22 protein-coding genes and 1 pseudogene are annotated in these 24,074 nt (G+C 66.2%); 9 read left to right on the forward strand and 14 right to left on the reverse strand.

From position 1 onward, the window contains the following. Window positions 1-55: 55 nt before the first annotated feature. Together DQ353_RS22250 and DQ353_RS10020 are read left to right on the forward strand one after the other, a co-directional pair. The gene (locus DQ353_RS22250; protein ID WP_286166728.1) at window positions 56-622 is read left to right on the forward strand and encodes a uroporphyrinogen-III C-methyltransferase; all 567 of its coding nucleotides are present in this window, start codon (window positions 56-58) and stop codon (window positions 620-622) included. Further along, window positions 619-1,734, forward strand: a complete 1,116-nt coding sequence (locus DQ353_RS10020) for a uroporphyrinogen-III synthase (protein WP_113762618.1) — start codon at window positions 619-621, stop codon at window positions 1,732-1,734. The genes DQ353_RS22250 and DQ353_RS10020 overlap by 4 nt, the downstream gene beginning before the upstream one ends. A 13-nt stretch (window positions 1,735-1,747) precedes the next feature. On the opposite strand, the gene DQ353_RS10025 is transcribed toward DQ353_RS10020, so the two are convergent. Further along, complete coding sequence (locus tag DQ353_RS10025; protein ID WP_113762619.1) at window positions 1,748-3,295, reverse strand: MFS transporter; 1,548 nt, start codon at window positions 3,293-3,295, stop codon at window positions 1,748-1,750. Between the two features lie 110 nt (window positions 3,296-3,405). Between DQ353_RS10025 and DQ353_RS10030 the strand changes: the two genes are divergently transcribed. Both DQ353_RS10030 and DQ353_RS10035 read left to right on the forward strand, forming a co-directional pair. After that, entirely contained in the window at window positions 3,406-3,948 is a 543-nt protein-coding gene (locus DQ353_RS10030; RefSeq protein WP_113762620.1) for a TetR/AcrR family transcriptional regulator, read from the forward strand. A 5-nt stretch (window positions 3,949-3,953) separates the two neighbouring features. Beyond that, complete coding sequence (locus DQ353_RS10035) at window positions 3,954-5,213, forward strand: MFS transporter (RefSeq protein ID WP_113762621.1); 1,260 nt, start codon at window positions 3,954-3,956, stop codon at window positions 5,211-5,213. Window positions 5,214-5,227: 14 nt separating this feature from the next. Here DQ353_RS10035 and DQ353_RS10040 read toward each other — a convergent pair whose 3' ends face one another. From DQ353_RS10040 to DQ353_RS10050, 3 genes are all read right to left on the reverse strand, one after another. Beyond that, window positions 5,228-5,854 carry a trimeric intracellular cation channel family protein gene (locus DQ353_RS10040; protein WP_113762694.1) on the reverse strand — a complete coding sequence of 209 codons (627 nt, stop codon included), beginning with the start codon at window positions 5,852-5,854 and terminating at the stop codon, window positions 5,228-5,230. A gap of 85 nt (window positions 5,855-5,939) precedes the next feature. Further along, complete coding sequence (locus tag DQ353_RS10045) at window positions 5,940-6,491, reverse strand: DUF1697 domain-containing protein (protein WP_113762622.1); 552 nt, start codon at window positions 6,489-6,491, stop codon at window positions 5,940-5,942. A 126-nt stretch (window positions 6,492-6,617) separates the two neighbouring features. Beyond that, window positions 6,618-7,925 (reverse strand): Nramp family divalent metal transporter, encoded by a 1,308-nt coding sequence (locus tag DQ353_RS10050; RefSeq protein WP_113762623.1) that lies wholly within the window; start codon window positions 7,923-7,925, stop codon window positions 6,618-6,620. Between the two features lie 407 nt (window positions 7,926-8,332). Here DQ353_RS10050 and DQ353_RS10055 point away from each other — a divergent pair, with 407 nt between their 5' ends. Together DQ353_RS10055 and DQ353_RS10060 are read left to right on the forward strand one after the other, a co-directional pair. Next, window positions 8,333-10,291: a S9 family peptidase gene (locus DQ353_RS10055; RefSeq protein ID WP_113762624.1), complete on the forward strand. Its 1,959-nt coding sequence runs from the start codon at window positions 8,333-8,335 to the stop codon at window positions 10,289-10,291. A 54-nt stretch (window positions 10,292-10,345) separates the two neighbouring features. Continuing rightward, window positions 10,346-11,734 carry an NAD(P)/FAD-dependent oxidoreductase gene (locus tag DQ353_RS10060; protein ID WP_113762625.1) on the forward strand — a complete coding sequence of 463 codons (1,389 nt, stop codon included), beginning with the start codon at window positions 10,346-10,348 and terminating at the stop codon, window positions 11,732-11,734. 3 nt (window positions 11,735-11,737) lie between these two features. Here DQ353_RS10060 and DQ353_RS10065 read toward each other — a convergent pair whose 3' ends face one another. The 8 genes from DQ353_RS10065 to DQ353_RS10100 all read right to left on the reverse strand — a co-directional run bounded on the left by DQ353_RS10065 (window position 11,738) and on the right by DQ353_RS10100 (window position 19,888). Further along, complete coding sequence (locus DQ353_RS10065; protein ID WP_286166729.1) at window positions 11,738-12,052, reverse strand: winged helix-turn-helix domain-containing protein; 315 nt, start codon at window positions 12,050-12,052, stop codon at window positions 11,738-11,740. Continuing rightward, window positions 12,049-12,453: a hypothetical protein gene (locus DQ353_RS10070; protein WP_113762626.1), complete on the reverse strand. Its 405-nt coding sequence runs from the start codon at window positions 12,451-12,453 to the stop codon at window positions 12,049-12,051. Before DQ353_RS10070 ends, DQ353_RS10065 begins: the two co-directional genes overlap by 4 nt. A gap of 235 nt (window positions 12,454-12,688) precedes the next feature. Beyond that, window positions 12,689-13,138, reverse strand: a complete 450-nt coding sequence (locus tag DQ353_RS10075) for a hypothetical protein (protein WP_113762627.1) — start codon at window positions 13,136-13,138, stop codon at window positions 12,689-12,691. A gap of 310 nt (window positions 13,139-13,448) precedes the next feature. Continuing rightward, the gene (locus DQ353_RS10080) at window positions 13,449-15,845 is read right to left on the reverse strand and encodes a bifunctional salicylyl-CoA 5-hydroxylase/oxidoreductase (protein WP_113762628.1); all 2,397 of its coding nucleotides are present in this window, start codon (window positions 15,843-15,845) and stop codon (window positions 13,449-13,451) included. A gap of 95 nt (window positions 15,846-15,940) precedes the next feature. After that, window positions 15,941-17,572, reverse strand: a complete 1,632-nt coding sequence (locus DQ353_RS10085; RefSeq protein WP_113762629.1) for an AMP-binding protein — start codon at window positions 17,570-17,572, stop codon at window positions 15,941-15,943. Between the two features lie 59 nt (window positions 17,573-17,631). Continuing rightward, entirely contained in the window at window positions 17,632-18,498 is an 867-nt protein-coding gene (locus tag DQ353_RS10090; RefSeq protein ID WP_113762630.1) for an acyl-CoA thioesterase, read from the reverse strand. Then, window positions 18,495-18,980 carry a cupin domain-containing protein gene (locus tag DQ353_RS10095; RefSeq protein WP_113762631.1) on the reverse strand — a complete coding sequence of 162 codons (486 nt, stop codon included), beginning with the start codon at window positions 18,978-18,980 and terminating at the stop codon, window positions 18,495-18,497. Before DQ353_RS10095 ends, DQ353_RS10090 begins: the two co-directional genes overlap by 4 nt. Window positions 18,981-19,036: 56 nt before the next feature. After that, window positions 19,037-19,888, reverse strand: coding sequence for a fumarylacetoacetate hydrolase family protein (locus tag DQ353_RS10100; protein ID WP_113762632.1), 852 nt, complete (start codon window positions 19,886-19,888; stop codon window positions 19,037-19,039). Between the two features lie 141 nt (window positions 19,889-20,029). On the opposite strand from DQ353_RS10100, the gene DQ353_RS10105 reads away from it, so the two are divergent. Continuing rightward, entirely contained in the window at window positions 20,030-20,449 is a 420-nt protein-coding gene (locus DQ353_RS10105) for a RidA family protein (RefSeq protein ID WP_181578326.1), read from the forward strand. A gap of 110 nt (window positions 20,450-20,559) precedes the next feature. Here the strand turns inward: DQ353_RS10105 and DQ353_RS10110 are convergent, their stop codons facing one another. Beyond that, window positions 20,560-21,441: a PaaX family transcriptional regulator gene (locus DQ353_RS10110; protein WP_113762633.1), complete on the reverse strand. Its 882-nt coding sequence runs from the start codon at window positions 21,439-21,441 to the stop codon at window positions 20,560-20,562. 143 nt (window positions 21,442-21,584) lie between these two features. On the opposite strand from DQ353_RS10110, the gene DQ353_RS10115 reads away from it, so the two are divergent. Beyond that, window positions 21,585-22,601: a D-2-hydroxyacid dehydrogenase gene (locus DQ353_RS10115; RefSeq protein WP_113762634.1), complete on the forward strand. Its 1,017-nt coding sequence runs from the start codon at window positions 21,585-21,587 to the stop codon at window positions 22,599-22,601. Between the two features lie 14 nt (window positions 22,602-22,615). On the opposite strand, the gene DQ353_RS10120 is transcribed toward DQ353_RS10115, so the two are convergent. Continuing rightward, the gene (locus DQ353_RS10120; protein WP_353616686.1) at window positions 22,616-23,335 is read right to left on the reverse strand and encodes a response regulator transcription factor; all 720 of its coding nucleotides are present in this window, start codon (window positions 23,333-23,335) and stop codon (window positions 22,616-22,618) included. Between DQ353_RS10120 and DQ353_RS10125 the strand changes: the two are divergent. Further along, a pseudogene (locus tag DQ353_RS10125) lies at window positions 23,320-24,051 on the forward strand (HTTM domain-containing protein); the annotation flags it as partial. The gene DQ353_RS10120 and the pseudogene DQ353_RS10125 sit on opposite strands and share 16 nt — an antisense overlap. Window positions 24,052-24,074 lie beyond the last annotated feature (23 nt).

Genomic DNA, 24,074 nt, shown 5'->3' on the forward strand with positions numbered 1-24,074 from the left:
CAATGGCACCGGGCGCGCAGCTGGTCGACGTTGGCAAGGCCCCGGGAACCACCAGGTGCCCCAGTCACGCATCAACCTGCTGCTCGTCGCCGAGGCCCGGGCCGGGCGCACCGTGGTGCGGCTCAAGGGCGGGGACCCGTTCGTCTTCGGCCGAGGGTCCGAGGAACGCGACGCCGCGCTGGCCGCGGGCATCCCGGTCACGGTGGTGCCGGGGATCAGCAGTGCGATCTCGGTGCCCGGCGCGGCCGGGATCCCGGTGACCGCGCGCGGGGTCTCGAAGTCCTTCACCGTCATCTCCGGCCACGACCCCTTCACCGAGGCGGAGCTGGGGCATCTGGCGGGGATCGGCGGGACACTGGTGGTGCTCATGGGAGTGGCCACGCTGCAGCAAAACGTTGCCGGGCTGCTGCGCCACGGCCTGTTGCCCGACACCCCGGCGGCAATCATCGAACGCGGCTTCGCCGACACCCAGCGCAGCACCCGCGCCACCCTGGGCACGCTGGCGGCAGCCGCGCGGGCTGCAGGCTGCTCGAACCCCGCGGTCATCGTCATCGGATCCGTCGCGGCCCTGGGGGCCGGCACCGACGATATCGCCGCCCTGCTGCCGGCGGCCGCGCGATGAGCGCGGGGGCAACGGCAACGACCGGGGTGCTGTCCGGATTCCGCATCGCGGTGACCTCGCAGCGGCGCTCGGTCGAGCTCATCGAGGCCCTTGAGCGCCGGGGCGCGCAGGTGCTGCACGCCCCCGCCCTGGCCACCGCCCCGCTGCAGGGCGAGGCGGAGTTGCTTGGAAGCACCCGCCGGGTCCTGGAGCTGCACCCGGACGATGTGCTGGTGTGCACCGCCTACGGGTTCCGCCGCTGGTTCGAATCCGCGGAGGCCGCCGGGATGGGAGAGGAGCTGGCCGCGGTGCTGCACGCCTCGAGGATCCACGTGCGCGGGCCCAAGGCCCTGGGCGCGGTGCGCGCGCTGGGCTTTGACGCAGAATCTGTGGCCGCCGACGAGCTGACCGGCACGCTGGTGGCCGGGCTGGCCCCGGGCCTGGCCGGGAAATCGGTGGTGCTGCAGCACCACGGGCACCCGGACACCGAGGCCACCGCCGCACTGCTGGCGGCCGGGGCCACGGAGGTGGTGGGGATCAGCCCCTACCGCTGGGTGGCCCCGGAGGAACCGGGGAAGCTGGAGGTGTTGCTGCGTGCGCTGTGCTCCGGCTCGCTGGACGTGCTCACCTTCACCAGCGCCCCGGCGGTGCACGCCCTGCTCGATGCCGCCCGCTTGCATGATTGCGGCGACGAGGTGCTCGCTGCCCTGCAGTCCACGGTGTGCACCGTGGCGGTGGGGCCGGTGACCGCCGCCCCGCTGCGGGAGGTGGGCATCGAGCCGCTGGTGCCCGAGCGGCACCGGATGGGTGCAATGATCCGCACGCTGGTCGAGCACCTGGGGACCAACGGGTCGATCCAATGCGCCACGGCGCTCGGGAACCTGAGCCTGCGCGGGGCCACCGTGCATTTGGAGGGGGCGGTGCGGGAGCTGGGGGAGTCGCAGCTGCGGATCTTCAAGTCCCTGGTCTCGGCCGGAGGGAACGTGGTGGCCCGGCCCGCGCTGGCGGCGCTGCTGCCTGCCGGCTCCTCGGACCACGCGCTGGACATGGCGGTGAGCCGGCTGCGCCGGGCGCTGCCCGATGCCCGGCTCATCTCCACGGTCCTCAAGCGCGGTTACCGGCTCAACACCTGAGCCGGCACGGCGACTAGGCCCGGGGCTGCTCCTTGACGGAGCGCAGCGCGATCGCCACGATCACCGCGGAGGCCAGGGCCAGGACCATGGCGATCGCCGAGGTGTACACCACGCCCTTGTCGAAGGCGTGGGCGGCGGATTCCAGCAGCCTGCCGGCCGCCGGCTCGCCGAGGGACCGGGCCACCTCGTGGGCGCCGCCCAGGGTCTGCCGGGCGGTCTCGGCCGCGGTCTCTCCCAGCTGCCCGGGGAGCTGGATGTTGCTGCGGTACGCGGCATTGAGGATCGAGCCCAGCACGGCCGTGCCGAGCACCGAGCCGACCTCGTAGGCGGTTTCGGAAATCGCCGAGGCCGCACCGGCCTGCGCCGGGGGCACAGCTGAGAGTGCCATGTCATTGGACAGGGTCTCGCTCATGCCCACGCCCGCGCCCAGCACGCCGAAGGCCACCATGAGCATCAACACCGAGCCGGACTGGCCGGTGAGCATCACGATGCCGTAGGCCAGCGCGTTCAGGACCAGCCCCCACACCATCACGTGCTTGACCTCGAAGCGCCGGGTCAGGCGCACCGCCAGCAGGCCGAAGCCCACCGTCAGTGCCAGTCCGGGCAGCATCAGCACCCCGGCCATCATCGGCGTGTAGCCGGCGACCAGCTGCAGGTGCTGGGCGATGAAGTAGATGAAGCCGACCAGCGCGAAGATGCTCAGCAGGTTCACGGCCAGGGCCGCGGAGAAGGACGGGTTGGCGAAGAGCCGCACATCCAGCATCGGGTTGGCGCGCCCCAGCTGGCGCCGGGTGAAGGCCACCCCGGCGGCAACGCCCACGGCAATGGCAAGGCACGGCAGCACCGGGGATCCGGCGGCGGTCAGTTCCTTGATGCCGTAGACGATCGGCAGCAGGGTCATGATGGCCAGCCCGATGGAGATCGGGTCGATGGCACCGGGGTTCGGGTCGCGGGATTCGGGGACCAGCGCCGGGGCCAGCACCAGCAGCGGCAACAGCATCGGGACGGCCAGCAGGAAGACCGAGCCCCACCAGTAGTGCTCGAGCAGGAAGCCGCCGACGATCGGGCCCAGGGCGGCGCCTCCGGAGAACCCGGCGGCCCAGATGGCGATGGCCTTGCGGCGTTCGAGGGGGTCGGTGAAGATGTTGCGGATCAGCGAGAGCGTGGCGGGCATCAGCATTGCGCCGAAGATGCCCAGCAGGGCGCGGGCGGCAATGAGCTGCTCGGCGCTGGTGGCAAAGGCGGCGGCCGCGGAGATGGCGGCGAATCCGCTGGATCCGACCAACAGCAGCTTGCGGCGTCCGAACCTGTCGCCGAGCGATCCCATGGGCACCAGCAGTCCGGCGAGGACCAAGGGGTAGATGTCAATGATCCACAGCAACTGGTTGCCGCTGGGGGTCAGTGCCTCCGAGAGTGCGGGAACAGCGAAGCTGAGCACCGTGTTGTCGACCGAGATCAGCAGGACCGGGAACATGAGCACGGCAAGGGCCGCCCAGCGTCGGCGGTGCATGGAGCCGGTGTTCGTCTGCGGGGTTTGGCGGCTCAGGCGGGAAGTGCTCATGGGGATCTGTTTCCTGGAAAGGTATTTGCGGGTTGACAACAATAACTGTACCGTCCAGACGGTATAGTTTCAACGTGACGATGCCTACAGGAAAGGATAGGGTTCAGTACATGTCTCGACCGCCATTAGCCAAGGAAAAGATCGTCGACGCCTACGCCTCGATGCTCTGCGACGAGGGCGAGCGCGCAGCGACCATCGAAGCCACCGCCGCGCGCGCCGGCGTCTCCAAGGGCGGACTGCTTTACCACTTTGCCTCCAAGGAGGCCCTGGCGCAGGCCGTCATCGAGGGGCTGCTCCAGGCGCACGCCGAGGACCTGGAACGCATGTCGGCATCCCCGGAGGGCGCCTCGCGGTACTTCGTGCGTACCTCGACCATCATCGGCAGCGAACTGGACAGGTACTTCCTGGCCGTGCTGCGGCTGGCCCAAGCCGGGCACGAGCCCTCCATCGAGGCGCTGGATGTGGTGCACGCCGGATGGCTGGACCTGATCCGCGTCGAGGTGAAGGACAAGTACGTGGCCGAAACCATCATGCTCATCGGCGAGGGGCTGTACTACCAAACCTCCATGCCCGGACCATGGTCCAAGGGGACCTTCGCCAAGGACCTGGAACACCTGCTGCTCCAGGTGGAACGACTCAAGAACGGTAACTAAGCCCCATGGCGCTGACCCCACCCCGACAAAAGCTGGCCGGCCGGATCGGTGCGTTGCTGGGCATCATCCTGATGGCCCTGTCCCTGCGTGCGGCCGTCGTCTCGGTGCCCCCGCTGCTGGGAAGCATCGGTCCGGAACTGGGATTCGATTCCTTTTCCACCGGCCTGCTGGCCATGCTGGCCCCCGTGGTCTTTGCCGGGTTCGGGCTGCTGACCCCGCGCCTGATCCGCTGGTGGGGGCTGGAAAAGGTGCTGGTGACCGCGGTCCTGCTGGCCGTTGCCGGGCAGCTGCTGCGGGCCGCGATGGGGGATGTGACAAGCTTCCTGCTGCTCTCGGTCATCACCCTGGCCGGGTACGGCATGGGCAACGTGGTGCTGCCGCCGCTGGTGAAGAAGTACTTCCCCGACTACCTGGCCATCGTCACCTCGGGCTATGTCACGATGCTGGCGGTGGGCACCTGGATGGCCCCGCAATTCTCCGTGCCGCTGTCCAACGCCACGGGCAACTGGCGCACCTCCATCGCGGCCTGGGCGCTGCTTTCGGCCGTGGTCCTGGTGCCCTGGGGCATCCAGATATTCAGGGACCGCAAGAGCCCTCGCCCGGACACCCCGCTGGTCAACGGGCTGGTGGCAGCGCCCCCGGCGCGGATCAACCCGTGGAAGTCCCCGGTGGCCTGGGGCCTGGCCATCTTCCTGGCCGGCAACTCGGCCCAGACCTACGTCTATTTCACCTGGATGCCGCCCTACCTCTCGGAGCAGGGGCTGGACACCATGACCGCAGGTTCGATGCTGGCCCTGTTTGCGATCCTGGGCCTTCCGGTCAGCCTGCTGGTGCCGTTGTGGGTTCCGCGCCTGCGCCACCCGATCGTGGCGGTGCTGGTGTTCACGGTCTTTTGGATCACCGGACACCTGGGCCTGTATCTCTCGCCGACCGAGCACACCGTGCTGTGGGTCATCTCCGCCGGCCTGGGCCAGGGCACCTTCGCCATTGCCCTGCTGATGATGAACCTGCGCTCGCGCAGCACCTACGGCTCCGGCGTGCTGGCCGGCTTCAGCCAGGGGCTGGGCTATGCCGGTGCGGCGATCGCCCCGCTGCTCTTTGGCATCGTCAAGGACGCCACCGGCGGCTGGAGCGCCTCGTTCGCGATGCTCGGGGCCTGCATCGTGGTGATGCTCACCGGTGCGGTGATGATCAACGGCCCGCGCAAGATCGAGGACGCAAAGGGCGAAGCCGGGATGGCCGGCGAGCTCGAGCGCGTCACCTGAGCCGGCGCATCCCCCTAGCGCAGTTCGGTGTCGCGGTGCCAGGGGCCGGCCGCCTTGGGCACATGCCAGCGGAACTTCAGTGAGAGCACGCGAAGCGAGAAAACGACCGCGGCCACGCCCAGCTCCCAAACCCACCCGCTGATGCCAGCCACCCACAAGGTTGCGATCAGACCGGCACCGAGCATGGCCGGGACCGCGTACATGTCGCGCGGGTCGAAAATCGAGGGGGTCTTGTTGGCGACCACGTCGCGCAGCAATCCGCCGCCCACCGCGGTGGTGACGCCCAGCAGCGTGGCGGCAAAGGGATTCATCCCCGCCTCCAGCGCCTTGATGGTGCCGGCGGTGCAGAACAGGGCCAGGCCGGCGGCGTCAAAGACCAGCAGCGGCCGCTTCAGCCGCTGTACCCCGGGGGCCACGAAGTAGACCAGCAGCGCGGCCAGGATCGGTGGAATGAAGTAATACGGGTTCTCGAATGCGGTGGGCACCACGCCCAGGATCACATCGCGCACGATGCCGCCGCCGATCCCGGTCAACCCGGCCAGCAGCAGGGAACCGACGATGTCGAAACCGCGCCGCGCGGCCAGCAGCGACCCGGAGACGCCAAAGAAAAAGACCCCCAAGAGGTCAAAGAGCAGGGGCATGGTCAACGGGTCGTATCCTCGGGTTTCACGTTCGCGGGCGGTGCGGCACTGGAGGTTCCATTACAACATGGCCGGTGCGGCGGGTTCACCGCGCCAGGGTGCGAAGAGCAACCAGGACCTTTTCGACGGTGTTCATGTTCCGGGTGGTCACCAGCTTGGAGGATGCCACCTTGGCGAAGTGCTTCGCCAGGGCCGTGCCCAGGGAATCCCCGCGTGGCACCTCCCAACAGATGCAAGAGCCCAGCTGCGCCACGCGCTCGGAATCCGTGGGGGCCGGGGCGCTGCCCAGGACCTCGCCGGCATCCCGGGCGTTGGGCGTGAGCACCAGGTAGCGGTGCCGGGCCACCCCGTCGTCGGGAGAATCGAAGGGGTAGTTCCGGGTGAGCGATTCCAGCTGGTCCCCGTCTTGGACGATCACGCCGATCTCCCGGCCGTAATGTCCCCGCAGGGCTTGCTCGATTCTTTCCTTCACTCGGGAGGGGTCGGATTCGTCGGTTCCCACCACCACGTTGCCGCTGGCCAACAGGGTCTTCACCGGCGCGAATCCGGCCTCCTGCAGCAGTGTGGCGAGGTCCTTCATCAGGACCTTGACCCCGCCGACGTTGACCCCGCGCAGGAAAACAGCAAAAAAGTTCATGGGGCCAAGTCTGCGCCGAGTGCCACTGGGCTGTCCATTTGCGCCCTTCACACACGAACGGGGCCGCACCCGCAAAAAACGGATTCGGCCCCGTGGGGATTCATGCGTTGCCCCGAAAGGGGAATGCTAGCCCTCCCAGAGCGGCGAGACTGCCTTGTACAGCTGTTGGAGACCCAGGGAAATGAACAATGCGGCGGTAATGGCCAGCAAGATGTTGGTGTGCAGCTTGTTGGCCCAGGCCTTGGGGATCCGCTTGCCGTTGAGCAGGCCCAACAGTGTCACGGCGAGGAAAGGCATGAACAACGAGCCGAGCACGCCGTAGGCCAGGATCAGGCCGATCGGCTGGTCCAGCAGGAACAGGACCATCGGCGGGAAGGTGAGCCACAGGACGTAGAACTTGAAGTACTTGCCGCCCACGCGGGTGTCCGGGTGCCCGGATTCCTTGCCACGGATGTTGCCCCAGAAGTCGGCGAACATCAGCGAGACGCCGTTCCACACCCCGATGATCGAGGAGAAGGAGGCTGCCCAGAATCCGATCAGGAACCCGGTGCCGACCACGTTCCCGTACTTCTCGTTCAGCACGGTGGTCAGATCCAGCAGGCCGGCATCGCCGGCGCTCAGCGAGACGCCTGCGGCGCGCACGACCTCGGCGCCGACAATCAGCATGGCAATGACGAAGATGCCGGTGATCACGTACGCCATGGTGTTGTCGATCCGCATGACCTTCATCCACTTGGGCGTGTACCAGCCCTTTTCGCGCAGCCAGTAGCCGTAGGCGGCCAGGGTGATGGTGCCGCCGACGCCGCCGGCCAGCGCCAGGGTGTAGACCAGGCCGCCGGCGGGGATCATGGGGATCAATCCGGAGAACATCTCGGGGATGTTGGGCACGGCAATCACTGCCAGGCCGACGACGGTGACGAACATGATGCCCACAAGCACCGCGGTGATCTTCTCGAAGAAGGAGTAACGGCCAAACCAGACCATGGCAAATCCGGCCAGGCCCATCAGGACCGCCCAGATCTTCAGGTCGATGCCGGGGAACAGGGCCGCCAGCGGCATGGCCGCCGAGGACATCGCGGTGGCACCGTAGACGAAGCCCCAGATGATGATGTACGGACCGAAGTACCAGGTGGTCCACTTGCCCAGGGACTTCCATCCCTCGAAGATGGTCTTGCCGGTGGCCAGGGTGAAGCGCCCGGCACCCTCGACCAGGATGATCTTCAGGATGACGCCGAGGATCACCGCCCAGAGCAGCGCGTAGCCGTAGCGGGAGCCCGCCACCAGGGTGGCGACCATGTCGGCGGCGCCGACGCCGGTGGCCGCGACGACCAGGCCGGGGCCGACGATTTTCCATTTGGCCGGCTTGCCGCCGTCGTCGTCGATGCGGTCGGCGTGCAACGCCTTGACCGCTGGTGCATTCTCTTCTATTGGCATCTGCCTTCGGGTCCTAACCGGTTGAATTTGCCGTCGGTGCGCGCGGTGCCGCTTGGCACGGCGGCGCGTCCAGGTCGATTCCGCGTCCCGCTGGCGGGCCGGCATGTTGCCCGGGGGACGAATCGTGGAATCCTTCATTGTTGTGTCTTGGAACCGGGCCGGGGGTCCATGTCGCTTCCTTGCGCCATTCCCCTGCCGCGTTTCCTGCGCGAGAGTCACATCACAGGAAACGTTATAGGTGATCGCACGCACAATCGTCCTTGCGAGGTGTTTCCTAACACTTCCTTAGGAATCGACAAAAGACTCCCGCACCTTGTTCCAAGGCAATGCCCACCTCCGGCAGGGAAGGAAAAATCCCTTGTCGGGTGATGATTCACTCCTGGAGCGGGGAGGACTAGGATCGCATCATGACATCGCGTTTGCCCTACGGCTCCTGGCCCTCACCCATTTCCGCCGCACAGGTTGCGGCCGGCACCACGCCGGTGGGAGGCGGTGGATTCGTCGGGGATGAATTGTGGTGGCTCGAGGGCCGCCCGGCCGAGGGCGGGCGGCTGACGGTCCTGGCCCGGGCCGCTGCATCAGACGCACCGGCGCGCGAACTCGTGGCCGCCCCCTTCAACGTCCGCAGCCGCGTGAATGAATACGGCGGAGCGTCCTGGGCCGCAGTGGGCGCCGGGGACGGGCGGAAGCTGGTGTTCGCGAACTTCCGCGACCAGCGCCTCTACCTCGTCGATGCCCACGGCGGCACGCCCGTTCCCCTGACCCCGGACAGCGCCGGGGCCGACGGGGATCCGGCCCTGCGCTTCGCCGAGATCATCCAGGGCCCCGCCGGGCACGTGCTGGCCATCTGCGAGGACCACCGCACACAGCTGCGCCGCTACATTGCCGCGATCCCGCTCGATGGCTCCGCCGCCGCGGATCCCGGCGCGCTGAAAGAGGTCACGGGCTCCTCGCGCTTTGTCGCGGCCCCGCGGCTGAACCCCTCGGGCAGCAGGATCAGCTGGATTTCCTGGGAACACCCGCAGATGCCCTGGGACGGGACCGAGCTGCACGTGGCCGACCTGGGGGACCTGGCGGCCGTGAACGACACGGTGCTGGCCGGTTCCACCACCGAATCGGTGCTGCAACCCGAATGGCTCGACGAGGACCGGCTAGTGTTCATCTCCGACCGCAGCGGCTGGTGGAACCCCTACCTGCACGATCTGTCCTCCTCGTCCCAGCGCCCGCTGTGCGAAAGGGAAGAGGAATTCGCCGGACCGCTGTGGACCGTGGGCCAGAGCTGGTACAAGGTCATCGATGCCAACACCCTGCTTCTGACCCACGGCACCCACGGAAGCTCGCTGGCCACGCTGGATGTTCCCAGCGGCAAGTTGCAGCAGCTCGTGCTGCCCTTCACCCGCATCTCGCCCACCGGGCTGCGCGGCAACGAGTTGCTCGCCACCGCAACCTCGCTGGTGGAGGGCGACGGGCTGCGGCTGATCGACCTGGACACCCTCGCGGTGCAGAACATCTCCCTCGCCCTGAAGGACCTGCCCGACCCCGATTCGCTGCCCGGTGCCGAGGCCATGGAATTCACCGCCGCCGACGGCTCGCGCGTCTACGCCCACGTGTACGAGCCGAGGCTCGGAAACCTCACCGGGGCCCGGGACGAGCTGCCGCCCTTCGTGGCCTTCGTGCACGGCGGGCCCACGGCCCAGGCCTTTGCCCAGCTTTCGCTGTCCATCGCCTACTACACCTCCCGCGGGATCGGGGTGGTGGATGTGAACTACGGAGGGTCCACCGGGTTCGGCCGCGCCTACCGCCAGCGCCTGAACGGGCAATGGGGCGTGGTCGACGTGCAGGACACCGTCGCTGTGCTCGAGGGCCTGGCGGCCGCCGGCATGGCCGACCCGAAGCGCCTGGCCATCGAGGGCGGGAGTGCCGGAGGCTGGACCGTGCTCAGCGCGCTGACCACCACCAAGACCTTCTCCGCGGGCATCTCCCGCTACGGGGTCTCGGACCTGGTGGGGCTGGTGCGAGACACCCACGACTTCGAATCGCGCTACATGGACTCGCTGGTCGGCCCCTACCCGGAGGCCGCCGAGCTCTACGCCCAGCGCGCGCCGATCAACCACGTCCAGGACATCAGTTGCCCGGTGCTGCTGCTGCAGGGGGACCAGGACAAGGTGGTGCCCCCGGCCCAGTCCCGGGTGGTTGCCGATGCGCTGGCCGCCAACGGGATCCCGCACGCCTACGTGCTCTACGAGGGCGAGCAGCACGGCTTCCGCCGCGCCGAGACCATCGTCAACGCGCTGGAAACCTCTCTCGGCTTTTATGCCGCGGTCTTCGGCTTCGAATCCGACGTCCCGGTGCTCAAGCTCAGCTAGCCGCCACGCAGCCTTCCGCCCGCACACCCGCCCAACGCAAGGACAAGCAGAAGAATGACCATCAACGGGAACGTGTCGTTTTGGTATGCCGAAGACGGGCTGCCGGCCCCGCGCCCGGCGCTCGCCGGGGACCTGGAGGTCGATGTGGCCATCGTCGGGGCCGGGTACACCGGGCTGTGGAGCGCCTACTACCTGGCCAAGGCCGATCCGTCGCTGCGCATCGCGGTGCTCGAGTCCCGCTTCGCCGGGTTCGGCGCCTCGGGCCGCAACGGCGGTTGGCTGGCCAACACCATCACCGGCGGACGTGACGGGTACGTCAAGAGCCACGGCCGTGCCCTGGTGGGGGACTTCCAGCGGATGCTCAACGACACCGTCGACGAGGTCATCAAGGTTGCCGCGGCCGAGGGCATCGAGGCGCACATGCACAAGGGCGGGGAACTGCTGGTGGCCCGCAACCCCGCGCAACTCGGCAGGCTCGAGGCCATGGCGGCGGAGCAGCTGAGGTGGCCGGAGGACGACGCGGTGCGGCTTTCGGCCGCCGCGACGCGCGAGCGGATCAACGTGGCCGGCGCCCTGGGTTCGATGCACATCCCGCATTGCGCCCGCATCCACCCGGCAAAGCTGGTGCGCGGGCTGGCCGAGGCGGTTGAACGCCGCGGTGTCAGGATCTACGAGAACACCCTGGTCACCGAGATCAATGCCGGGGCCAACGGGGCACTTGCCGGCGCGGTGACCGAACGCGGGACCGTGCGCGCCGCACACGTCCTGCGGGCCACCGAGGGCTTCACCGCGAACCTGGCGGGGGCGCACCGCGACTGGCTGCCGATGAACTCCTCGATGATCGTCACCGAGCCGCTGGATGCGGGTACCTGGGAGCAGATCGGCTGGGAGGGGTGTGAGACCCTGGAAGATTTCGCCCACGCGTATGTGTACCTGCAGCGCACGGCCGACGGCCGCATTGCCATCGGCGGTCGCGGGGTGCCCTACCGCTTCGGCTCGCGCACCGACATGGACGGGGCAACCCAACCCAAGACCATCAAGACCCTGACCGGGATCCTGCACGAGATGTTCCCGGCAGCGGCGGAAGCCCGGATCGAGCATGCCTGGTCCGGGGTCTTGGGGGTGCCGCGTGACTGGCGGGCGACGGTGAACTACGACCCGACCACGGGCCTGGGCTTTGCCGGGGGATATGTCGGCACCGGGGTCACCGCGACCAACCTGGCCGGCCGGACGCTCACGGACCTGGTGCTGGGGCGGGACACCAAGGCCACCATCATGCCGTGGGTCAACCGCACGGTGCGCCGCTGGGAACCCGAGCCGGTGCGCTGGCTCGGGGTCCAGGGCATGTACGCCATGTACCACCGGGCCGATGCCCAGGAAAGGGACGGCAGGGCCGCCACCGCCCCGATCGCGCGGTTCGCGGATCTGGTCTCCGGCCGGTAGGACTCAGCTGCCGGAGGCGATGGCCTGCAGCGCGGCCAGGTGCTGGGTCCAGGTCTCCCGGCCGGCCTTGGTCAGCGAGAGCCAGGTGCGCGGACGCTTGCCGACGTAGCCCTTGCGGATGCGCACGATGCCGGCTCCCTCCAGTGCGGAGGCCTGGCGGCTGAGCACCGAGTCGCTGACCTGCAGGTGGTCGCGGAGCACCGCGAATTCCGTCTCGTCGGTGGCCTCCAGCGCTGCGGCCATCGAGAAGCGCACCGGGTGCGCGAGGTCCTCGGCCAGCTGGTGGCGGGGGTGCGAAGGGATCTCCGGCGTGCTCACTTGGAGACCTCGGTCCAGGCACCGACCACGGTGGCGATCGTGATGGCGGCCGCGCTGGCGGCGAAGAACCACAGGTCATCGGCGAAGACGTTCAGTCCGACGATGCACCCGATGCCCCACGGCACGGCCCAGATTCCGATGCAGATGCCCCAACGGACGGTGAAGCCCTGCTTCGGGGACCTGCCGAAGTGCAGCATCCCGACCATGGGGATCCAGATCAGTGACTCGTCGACCTGGCCGACGAGCCAAAACGCGAGCAGCGACAGCGAGGAAATTGCGCCCAGGCCCAGCAGCATCGTGATGTGCGGCCAGCTGGCCCCGAAGCGCGAGGCGGCGCCGAGCCGGCCCGCCTCGTTGAGCAGGTCCTGGGTCGCTGAGGGTGAAAACTTGTTGTCATCCATGGTGTTCTGCTTGCGGATGGTTGCCGGCGATCCAGCGGTTTACCCAGGGCACGCAAGTACTTTCCAATATGACAAGTACTTTTCGTAGGGGATTGTTTGTCCGAAGACGGTCGGCCATGCTTTCCGTTGGCATCGCGGTTGTAGTCCGGGTTGTCCCGCGTCCAGGTCCATGGCACAGGCCCGAAACACAACGCCCCGACAAGCGCCATGCCCGCCGGGGCGTCTGAAACCGGCGTTAGTTCTTCTTGAGCTTCACGGTTGTCGTGGTTCCAAGTGCGCTGACCTTGTAGCTGATGGTGTCACCTTCGTATGTGAACTCCTTGGTGTCGGACGTTGAGGCCATCAGCGCGGAGTCGGTCGCTGCAGCATCCCTTTTTGAGGTCCAGGTATGCGGTTCGTTTGCGTCCGTCGGAGCTGCGAAGGTTCCAACCCAATAGATCGAGGTCGTATCTCCGCCGTCGGCAACCCATTCGACGGTGATGGTGTCTGCGGTGATCGTGGCCTGCTGGTAGGCGTCCTCGCTGTTGGGATTGCTCTGCCTCCAGGCCCCGGTCAGCTCGGGAACCTGGGGAGTTTCCTTGGCGGCCGTGGAAGGTGCAGGACCGGTCGGGGCGGTGGATGCTGCGCCACACCCCGTCAAGGCAAGAACGAGGGCAAGGGCAACAGGTGAGATGAGCTTCTTCATGGATTGATCTTTCCGTGCGCCACCGACGCTTCTTGACCAAGGTTCGCTCTTGGCCGCTGACAGGTTTTCTTGCACGACCTTGTAAATCAATGCGCAGCAAGTCGAGGAATGCCCCGCATTTTCAGGCCGTCGGTTTCGCCACTATCGGAGGCGGGTTCGGCACCGGCAACCATGGCCAAGGTGGCGATCGGGGTGATCCCGGCCAGCGCCTGCAACGAAGCCCCGACCCAATCCCCGAAGGCGTTCCGGTTCGTGGGCCGTGTGCCCGTCTAACGACGATTCCCGCGACCAACGCCCCTCGCAGGCCTGGCTAGATGCTCGGCACCAGGTTCTTGGTTGCCTTGTCCTTGGCCGGGGTCCAGCGCAGGTGGACCTGCTCGTCGAGCTCGTTCTCCTTCAGCAGCGACAGGCGCGGGCGGACCGCGTCGGTGCGGGCGCTGGGCGGCTTGCGGCGCCCGGCCCTGAACGGCAGCGGCCAGGTGGCTCCGTCACCGACATAGTCCTGCTCGGCGGCTGCCTGCAGCGTCCACTGCGGGTTGTACAGGTGCGTGCGGCCCAGTGCGACAAGGTCCGCGCGGCCCGCGAGCAGGATCGAGTTCACGTCGTCGTAGGAGGAGATGGCACCCACCGCGATGACCGCGACGCCGGCCGCCGCCGCGACCTGGTTGCGGATCTTGTCGGCAAACGGGGTCTGGTAGCTGCGGCCGAACGCGGGGCGTTCATTGCGCACGATCTGCCCGGAGGACACATCGATGGACTTGACCCCGTGGTCGATGAACGCGGCGGCGATGGCCAACGCATCGTCCTCGGTGTTGCCGCCCTCGGTCCAGTCGGTGGCGGAGATGCGCACGCCGATGGGCTTGTGCGCCGGCCACGCCTTGCGCACCGCGTCGAGCACCTCTAGCGGGTAGCGCAGGCGGTTTTCCAGCGATCCGCCGTATTCGTCGGTGCGCCCATTTGCAAGCGGGGAGAGGAAGGATGAGAGCAGGTAGCCGTGGGCGGCGTGCAGCTCCAGCAGGTCGAAGCCCGCCGCATCGGCCCGGCGGGCCGCTGCGACAAACTGGTCGCGGACCGTATCCATCGCGACGCGGTCCATTTCCACCGGGACGTGGCAGCCCTCGCCGTAGGGGATCGCGCTGGGTGCCAGCACCTCCCAATTGCCGGACTCCAGGGGCTCGTCGATGCCCTCCCACATGAGCCTGGTGGAGCCCTTGCGGCCGGAGTGGCCGATCTGCGCGCCGATCTTGGCATTGGAGTTGGAGTGCACGTACTCGGTGATGCGCTTCCAGGCGCTCGCCTGCCGGTCGTTGTACAGGCCGGTGCAGCCGGGGGTGATGCGCCCGTTCTCCGAGACGCAGACCATTTCGGTCATGACCAAACCGGCGCCGCCCATGGCCTTGGAGCCCAGATGCACCAGGTGGAAGTCCCCGGGAACGCCGTCGGTCGCGGAGTACATGTCCATGGGGGAGACGACCACGCGGTTGACCAGTTCCAGTTCACCGATCTTGTATGGCTGGAACATGGCCGGTGCGGTCTCCGCGGAGCCTGCCAGGCGCGCGAAGTCGGCATCGACCTTCGCGGCGAAATCGGTGTCGCGCAGCTTCAGGTTCTCATAGGTGATGCGGCGGGAACGGGTGAGCAGATTGAAACAGAACTGCACCGGATCCTGGTCCTTGTACTGCCCGATGTTCTCGAACCACTCCAACGAGGCCTGGGCGGCGCGCTGGGTCGAGGCCACCACCGGGCGGCGCTCGGTCTCGTAGGCTTCCAAGGCCGCGTCGACCGATTCGTGTTCGTGCAGGCACGCGGCCAAGGCCAGGGAGTCCTCCATGGCGAGCTTGGTGCCCGAGCCGATGGAGAAGTGCGCGGTGTGCGCGGCATCCCCGAGCAGCACGATGTTCTCGTGGCGCCAGTTTTCGTTGCGCACGGTGGTGAAGTTGATCCACTTCGAGTTGTTGGTCAGCACGTTGTAGCCGGCCAGTTCCCCGGCGAAGATTTCCTTGACCTTGGCGACCGCCTTGTCGTCGCTCACCCCTGGGGCGAAGACCTCGTGCTGGGTCTCGTCGAAGCCCGCGGCCCGCCAGACGTCCTCGTGCATTTCCACGATGAAGGTCGAGCCCGTCTCCGAGTACGGGTAGCCGTGGATCTGCATGGTTCCGGCGTCGGTTTCCTTGACGAAGAACTTGAACGCCTCGAAGACCTGGTCGGTGCCCAGCCACATGTACTTGGAGGTGCGCGCGTCCAGGGACGGTTTGAAGGACTCGGCGAAGCGGGTGCGGATCGCGGAGTTCAACCCGTCCGCGGCCAGCACCAGGTCGTAGTTTGCCGACAGCTCGTCCACGTCCGGGGCGATGGTGGAGAACCGCACGTCGACGCCGAGCTCGATGGCGCGGCGCTGCAGCAGCTGAAGCAGTTCCTTGCGGCTCATGGCGGCAAAGCCCTGGCCTCCCACGGTATGCATCTGCCCGCGGAAGTGGATGTCGATGTCACTCCAGCGGGCGAAGCGCCGGGACATGTACTCGGCAATGACGGTGTCGGCGTTGCCGATGCCGCCGAGGGTCTCGTCCGAGAAGACGACGCCGAAGCCGAAGGTGTCCGAGGCCGCGTTGCGCTCCCAGACGGTGACCTCGTGGGAGGGATCAAGTTGCTTCATCAGGGAGGCGAAGTACAGGCCGCCGGGGCCGCCGCCAACAACTGCAATTTTCATGTCTGGGTCCTTTCGGGGGTCGGCAGGGCTGCGGCGGCCGGGGCTGGACCCGGGGCCGTGCGGTGCTGACAGGGGGGGAAGAATAGGGAAAGTGGTTAGGAGGCCGGGGATTGGGCCAATGCCTCGCGCAACTTGAAGTGCTGGAGCTTGCCGCTGGGGTTGCGGGGCAGCTCCTCGACGAAGCGGACCTCGCGCGGGTACTTGTACGGTGCGATGACGGTCTTGACGAAGTCCTGGAGTTCCTTGGCCTTCTCGGCCGAACCGGTGACCCCGTCCACCAACACCACGAAGGCGCAGACCACCGAGCCGCGGTGTTCGTCGGGCCGTGCGACGACGGCGGTTTCCATCACGTCGGGGTGCTGGATGATGGCTTCCTCGACCTCGGGCCCGCCGATGTTGTAGCCGGAGGACACGATCATGTTGTCGCTGCGTGCCTGGTAGGTGAAGTAGCCGTCGGCGTCGCGCACGAAGGTGTCCCCGGTGACGTTCCAGCCGTTGGAGACGTAGGCGTGCTGGCGTTCGTCATCGAGATACCGGCAGCCGGTAGGGCCGATGACCGCCAGGCGTCCAACCTCGTTGGGCCCAAGTTCGTTGCCGTCAAGGTCAAGAATCGTTGCGCGGTAGCCGGGGACCGCCGTCCCGGTGGTGCCGGGGCGGATGTCCGCCCCTGCAGCGGAGATGAACACGTGCAGCAGCTCGGTCGAGCCGATTCCGTCGATCAGCTCCAGGCCGGTGGCGTCCTTGACGGCTTCCCAGGTGGCCGCCGGAAGGTGCTCGCCGGCCGAGACGGCAATGCGCAGCGGGCTCAGCAACTCGGCCTTGCCCTCCTTGAGGATGGCGCGGTAGGCGGTGGGTGCCGTGAAGAGGATCGTGGCGCCGGCGTCATGGGAGAACCGCGCCAGCTCCACCGGGGTGGTGCGTTCGGTGAGCAGGGTGCTGGCGCCGAAGCGCAGCGGGAAGACGACCAGTCCGCCCAGGCCAAAGGTGAAGGCCAGGGGCGGGGAGCCTGCGAACACGTCGTCGGGTGTCGGGGCCAGGATGTGCCGGGCGAAGGTGTCCGCGTTGGCCAGGATGTCGCGGTGGAAGTGCATGGTGATTTTCGGGACCCCGGTGGTCCCGGAGGTCGGGCCCAGCAGGGCCACGTCGTCGGCCGCGGTGTCGACGTTGGCGAACTCGCCGGATCTGGATCCCGAGAGCACCACCAGGTCCGCGGGGTCCTGGGATCCGACTGCCACGACGGGGTAGGAGGAACCTGCGGCGTCGCGGGCGTCATCCAGGAAGCGGTGGTCGCACAGCATCAGGGCGGGCTTGGTCAACTGGGCCAGCTTGGCGATTTCCGGGGTGCGCAGGGCGGGCATGGTGGTGACCACCACGGCGCCGGCTTTCAACACCCCGAGCCAGCAGGCCACGAGCCAGGCATTGTTGGGGGCCCGGAGCATGACCCGGTTTCCGGGGACGATCCCGAAGTCCTCGACCAGCACCTGGGCGACCTGGTTGGAGCGGGTGAGCAGCTCTCCGTAGCTTTGCACGGTTCCGTCGGGGGCCAGCAGAGCCGGGGAATCGGCCCCGAACTTGGCCACGGCGTCGTCGATCAGCACCGTCGCGGCGTTGAGCCTTTCGGGGTATTGCAGCTCGGGCAGCGTGAATTCCAGGGTTGGCCACAACTCGTGCGGCGGCAGGTGATCGCGCGTGAAGGTGTCTTGATGGGCCGAAAGCGATAATTCCATGAACTTGCCGTCTCTTTCCAGGAGTCGATTTTCAAGATTGCAATGGTGCTTGTGGTGCCTTAGCGCGGTCCGCGGATCATGCCCTCCTGGGCGACGGTGGCCAGCAGCCGGCCATCCCGGGTGTAGAAGCGGCCCAGTGCCAGGCCGCGGTTGTTTTGGCTGGAGATGGCTTCCTGGACGTAGAGCACCCAGTCGTCCACGCGCCCGCTGCGGTGGAACCACATGGAGTGGTCAAGGCTCGCGGTGACAAGTCCTTCGGTGCTCCAGGACAGGTTCTGGGTCCGGAGCAGCGGTTCCAGGATGGTGTAGTCGCATACGTAGGCCAGGGCCGCGCGCTGGGTGATCTGGTCATCGGGAAGTTCGGTGAACGCCTTGACCCAGACCGCCTGGTGGGCCGACGGCTTGCCGTCGACCTCGAGGTACAGGGCCCCGGGAACGTGGCGCATGTCGAAGGACCGGCCGGTGGACCAGTACTCGGCGGCGGGACCCTCGGCCGAGGCGAGGACGCTGGCCGCGCTGGCCAGGGTTTCGGGATCCAGGTCCAGGAATTCGGCCGGGGCCGTGGAGGACTGTTCGGGACCGGTTTCGGGTACGTGGAAGGAGCCCAATGCGGTGTAGACGGCCTTGCCGTTTTGGAAGCCGCGGACCTGGCGGGTGGAGTAGCCGCGGCCATCGCGCATCAGCTCGACCTCGTAGCGGACCGGCACGTGCATGTCCACGGGGCGCAGGAAGTAGGAGTGCATCGAGTGCAGTTCCCGGTCCCCGTTCACCGAGCGCATCATGGCCGAGGCGCCCTGGGCCACCATGTCCCCGCCGTAGGCCTTGGGCCACGGAACATATTGGGGGATGGCGGTGAAGGCCGTGTCAAAGACCTCGGCGTCGCAAGCGGTCAGGTCGATGGCATCAAGGAAGATTTGTGAGCTCATGCCCGGCGGTATCCTTCCAGGGTTTCGTCGGCGACCTCTTCGAGGTTCACCACGATGTTTTCCGGGGTGCGGGCGGTGAGCCACACGAGGTCCTCGGTGATCGACATGTTGGCCTCTACGTGCGGCATGAACGGCGGGACGAAGACCCAGTCGCCGGCAGTCATGTCCAGGAACTGTTCGTAGTTCTCGCCGAAGTAGATCCGGCCGTGGCCGCGCAGCACGTATCCGCCGGTCTCGGCTTCGCCGTGGTGGTGGGGGAGGGACCGGTATCCGGGGGTGTTGGAGACCTGGCCGAACCAGAGCTTGGTGGCCGGTGTGTGCTGGATGCTGACCCCGGAGACGCGGATGCAATCGCCGGATTGCGCGGTGTTGGTGTCTTCGGCTCCCTTGCGGGTGACCACGGGGACGACGACTCCGTCGGAGTTGGCGTAGACGGTGTTCTCACCCTCGGTGCGGTAGATGGTGGGGGTCGGGTTGTCCATGGGCTTGGCTCCTTGGTCTGTGGCTGGATGCATGGATGAGGTGGTTGGCATGGTGTCTAGAGTGAAGCGTTGATTCGCAGGCTGATGCGGTTTGACAGGGTTCCGATTCCAGGGAGCTCGGTGACAAGCTCGTCCCCGTCCTGCAGGAAGCGCGGCGGGACCATGCCCATGCCGACCCCGCCCGGGGTTCCGGTGAGGACAACGTCGCCGGGGTGCAGCACGGTGAAAGTGGAGATGTAGGACAGCAACTTGGCGGCGGAGAAGAACAGGGTCTTGGTGTTGCCGCGCTGGACCTCTTCGCCGTTGAGGGTGCAGATGACCTCGAGGCCGGCCTCCGGGTCCAGCGCGTCGGCGGTGACCAGCACGGGGCCCAGTGGCGTGGTGCGGTCAAAGGCCTTGCCCTGGAACCACTGCAAGGTGCGGCGTTGCCAGTCGGGCATGGAAATGTCGTTGGCCACGGTGTAGCCGGCGATGGCGGTTGCCGCCTCGTCCTCGGAGGCGTCCTTCAGGGTGGATCCGACCACCACGGCCAGCTCGGCTTCCCAGTCCAGGTCCACCGATTCGTCGGCGACGATCGGTGCGCCGGGGTCGGTGAGGGTGTCGGCGAACTTTGCGAAGAGCGTGGGGAACGCGGGGAGCTCGCGTCCCATTTCCAGGATGTGCTCCGAATAGTTCAGGCCGCAGCAAATGACCTTCGCCGGCCTCGGCACCGGGTTCAACAGCTCGACCGCGGATGCGGGCAGGACATCGGGACCGCAGTGGCCGGAAGCGGCATCCTTGAGGATATTCTTCCACCCGGGAAGGGCAAGCAGCTCGCTGAGATTGCGTGCGGGCAGCGGCTGGTAGCCGCCTTCCACCACCAGTGCGGCGGGGGTGCGCCCACCATGTCGAACCGTCGCGAGTTTCATTCCTTGGGCTCCTTCGCCATTCACCAAACCCACTGTGTCGACTTTATGACTGCCGTCACGTATCCTCAATGTAACACGCATCACTAACCTGCGCCAGAGCGGAAGCCGCTCAACCGCCACAAGAACCCACAGGAGAGCACGATGACCGAAACCACCCTCATCCAGAACCTCACCGTCAACCCCGATTCACTGGGCAAGCCCTCCGGATTCGCCCACGGCGTGCTCGCCGGCAAGACCGTGTACCTGGGCGGCCAGACGGCCCTGGACAAGGACATGAAGATCGTCCCGGGCAACATCGTGGACCAGTTCAAGCAGGCGTTCTCCAACGTCCTGGCAACACTCGTCGAGGCCGGCGGACAGCCCGAGGACCTGGTGTCGGTGACCATCTACCTCACCGATGTCGATGACTACCTGGCCAACGGTCGCGAGATCGGCCGGCTCTGGCGCGAAATGGCAGGCAGCAAGTACCCGGCGCTCGCCGGCATCGGCGTCAGCCGTCTGTGGCAACCGGAGGCACTCATTGAGATCCAGGGCGTTGCTGTGATCCAGGACCGCGCCTAGCTGCCGGGGCAAGCAAAAGGGGTTTCAACCCAAGGAAGCCGTGCTGCGCAACCGCATCCCCGTTAGAGGACGGTTGCACGGCACGGCTTCCTTTTGATGTGGGGGAACAGCTATGCGGTGACCGCGTGGTCGGCAATGGCACGGTCGGCATGGCGCTGGGCACGTGGGGCCAGCAGGGTGTGGAGCTGCTGGAAGAGGTGCTCGGCCTCCAGGGCGTTCCAATTATCGGGCAGGAACTCGGTGGGTAGTCCCGGGTCGAGGTAGGGCAGGCGCCGCCACTGGGTGACCAGGACCAGGTAGTCGCCGAAGGCCCGGGCATCGGAGTCGGGATCGGCGTCGAACCCGTCGCGCTGGACCCATGACTCCAGCAGTTCCCGGTTGTGCTCGAGGAAGTCCGAGTACAAGGAGTCCAGCGCCGGCAGGTCCCACCAAGATCCGATGTTCTTGTGCAGATCGGCCCCGCCGACATGGTCGGCCATGAAGAATTCGAGGTACTCGTTCAGCCCGCGGGTGTCGAAATAGGCCAGCACCGCGTCGCGGAGGTGGCCCGGCGCGATCCACAGTCCCGGGGTCACCGAGCCGAAGCCCATGCGGACCAGCGAGGAGCGGATCTTGTGACGGATGTTGCGCTGGGACTCGGGGACGGTGAAGGTCGCCAGCAACCATTGATCGCCTTTCTTGGCCCGCCGGGGGTGGAAGATGCGTTCGTCGCCCTCGATGAACGTGGCGATGACCGAAGACGCCAAGGCATACCCGTTGCGGCCGTTGACCTGCACGCTGTCGATGACACCTCGCTTTTTCAGGCGGGAGATCGAGGACCTGGTACCAGTGGATTCGATCCCGATGTCACGCATCAGGTCAATGATGGTGGCTACGGCCAAGGCGCCGCCATGTTGGCGTGCGTACAGACCGAACAAAGAGACGATGAGCTGGTGGTGCCGAGGTACCGGGGTCTCACTGGGGCCCTTGCGGTCACCTACGTGTGTGGTCATGCGCTCACCTTATCGAATCACCCAAGGTAGCCTGTCCGAGGGGCCCTGTTTTTCGTCGTGTCGTTCTCGTGACGCCGGAGACCACAACGGATGAGTCATGCCCCGTTGGTCCCGCCACCCAATGAAAGAGGTTCTGGAGTCCCATGCGCCCACAGGTATTGATTTGCTCGTTTCTCCAGGAAGAGCTGGTCGACCGGTTGATCGATGCCACTCCCGAGGTTGATGTCATCTACCGACCCGAACTGCTGCCGGTCCCGCAATTCGAGGCTGACCACTGGGGCAAGCCTCGTGAACTCACCCAAGGACAGTTGGCCGAGTGGCAGGGGCACCTAGCCAATGCCACCATCAAGTTCGACTTCGACTGGTGGCAACCGCGCGGTTGGCAAGAACACAGCCCACTGCTCGAATGGATCCAGGCCTCGCAGGCCGGAGTCGGTGCGCGGGCAGCAGCGATGGGGCACACCGAAGACAAGGTCCGGATCACCACCGCTGCGGGCGTGCATGCCAAGCCCTTGGCGGAATTTGCCTTGGCCGGGCTGCTTCATTTCATCCGCGAACTGCCGCGACTTGAATCGCAGAGAAGGGCGCACCGTTGGACGAACGGGGCGTCGCAGACCCTGCACGGACTACGTGCCTTGATCATCGGTGCGGGCAGCATCGGTGGCGAAGTGGCCAGGACCTTGAGCTTCATGGGGGTCAGCTGCGACGGGACCACCCGAGGAAGCAGGCTGCTGGACAAGCCATTTGAACGATCCGTCAGCCTGCAGGAATGCCAGCTGGGGGAGTACGACATCGTGGTCCTTGCCTGCCCGCTGACCGAAGAAACCGCGGGGCTCATGGACAAACGGAGACTGTCCGAAATGAAGCAAGGGGCATTTCTCGTAAATCTGGCGCGCGGCCCGGTCATCGACCAGGAGGCCCTTCTGGACATGCTCGCCGGAGGGCATCTTGGTGGAGCCGTTCTTGACGTGGCGAATCCGGAACCACTACCAGCCGGGCACCCCTTGTGGGACGCCCCGAACCTGATCCTCTCCCCTCATACCGCCGCAAACGTGGACGCCGAAAACGCACGTCTGGTGGAACTCTTCACGAAAAACCTGCGCCGATACCTGGACGGAGAGGCATTGCTCAATACCTATGATCCATTCCAGGGATACTAATTCTGGCCAAAGATTCAGGCACGGGGCGTTGCATGACGCAAGCGGCCGACCCCCAAGGGCACGGTCGTTCGCGATTCTTCCAGTAGACCGGCCTGAACGGCCAAGACAGCGAGCTGGACACGGTTGCTGACACCAAGTGGCTCCATGATTTTTGCCAGTTGCGCCTTGACCGTGCCCTCACTGACATGCAGCAATGCGGCGATTTGGACGTTGGTGAGGCCTTCTGACAGCGCTTGTAGTATGCGTCGATCGCGAGGTCCGGTCTGACGCAATAGTTGCGATTTCAAGTCGTACTTGCTCGCGGAGTGGGGCGGGAACTGGTCCGCATCCGTGGGCTTGGAGAAGATCATGTTTCCCGAGTGGATCATCCGAAGCGCGGCGCCCAGGTCGGTTGAAATCGAATTCTTGGCCAGGTAGCTGCAGGCACCCGCCGAGTGGGCTCTGGCCATGGTCTCGATGTCGTGGGTCGACGAGAGCATTACTACCTTCGTCCCCGGGGCCGCCGACACGATCCGCCGGGTGGCTTCCATGCTGCATATGTTGCTGAGCCTGCTTTCCATGAGGACCATGTCGGGATTTGTCTCCAGTGCCGCGTCAGCGGCGTCGTTGCCGGTGCTGGTGACTTGTTCAAGCAGGACGTCCGCGCTGGCGGCCAAGAGGCTTTCCAAGCCAAGCCGAAGAAAGTAATCGCCATCAGCAAGACGGGTTCGTATTTCTTGTCTTCTACACGGCAGTCAACGCACAGAACACGGCGATTGCCGATGGCGGAAACTACTTCATCCGCATCATGCTGATCTACATGATCTTTGCCGACATCTCACGCCGTTGGTCCTTGGATGCCAAACGACGTGCAACGGGTCCGACCCGTCTCACGAACACCGAGACCCAAGTTGGCACGGTCTTCCACAACCTTGCCCTGTGCTTGATTGTTGCGCAGTTATGCATCGTGTACTTCGAAGCTGGAATGGACAAGGTTCAGGGGCGACTGTTGCAAGAAGGTACAGCCATGTACTACCCGATCAGTTCCACGGCCTACGGTGTCTTCCCATGGCTCTCCGAAATTTTGACGGCTAACACCTGGATGGTGGTGTTGCTGACCTACTTCACCGTCATTGTCCAGATTGCCTTCCCATTCCTGCTGTCCAACCGCATCACTCGACGCATTGCGTTGATCTCAATCTTGGGAATGCACCTCGGCATCGCCATCGTCATGGGGTTGCCGTTCTTCTCAGGCATCATGGCTTCCGCCGATGCAGTCCTGGTGTCCGCAGCTACCTGGATCACGATAGGTACATGGTTGGCAAACCAGTTCCGGTCCATCGGCAGAAGGTTCCCAAAGTTCAGAGAACGGATACGCGACGAGGAAGAACCGCAGAAATCTGTCGTGCACCTGGACCCAGAACCCACGGTCGGGAAGGATTCTTCCGACAAGAAACCAACCTTGGTCTGAGTTCGGGGACCATGCGAAAACTC

The sequence above is a fragment of the Arthrobacter sp. AQ5-05 genome (assembly GCF_003287975.1).
GTDB lineage: Bacteria > Actinomycetota > Actinomycetes > Actinomycetales > Micrococcaceae > Paeniglutamicibacter.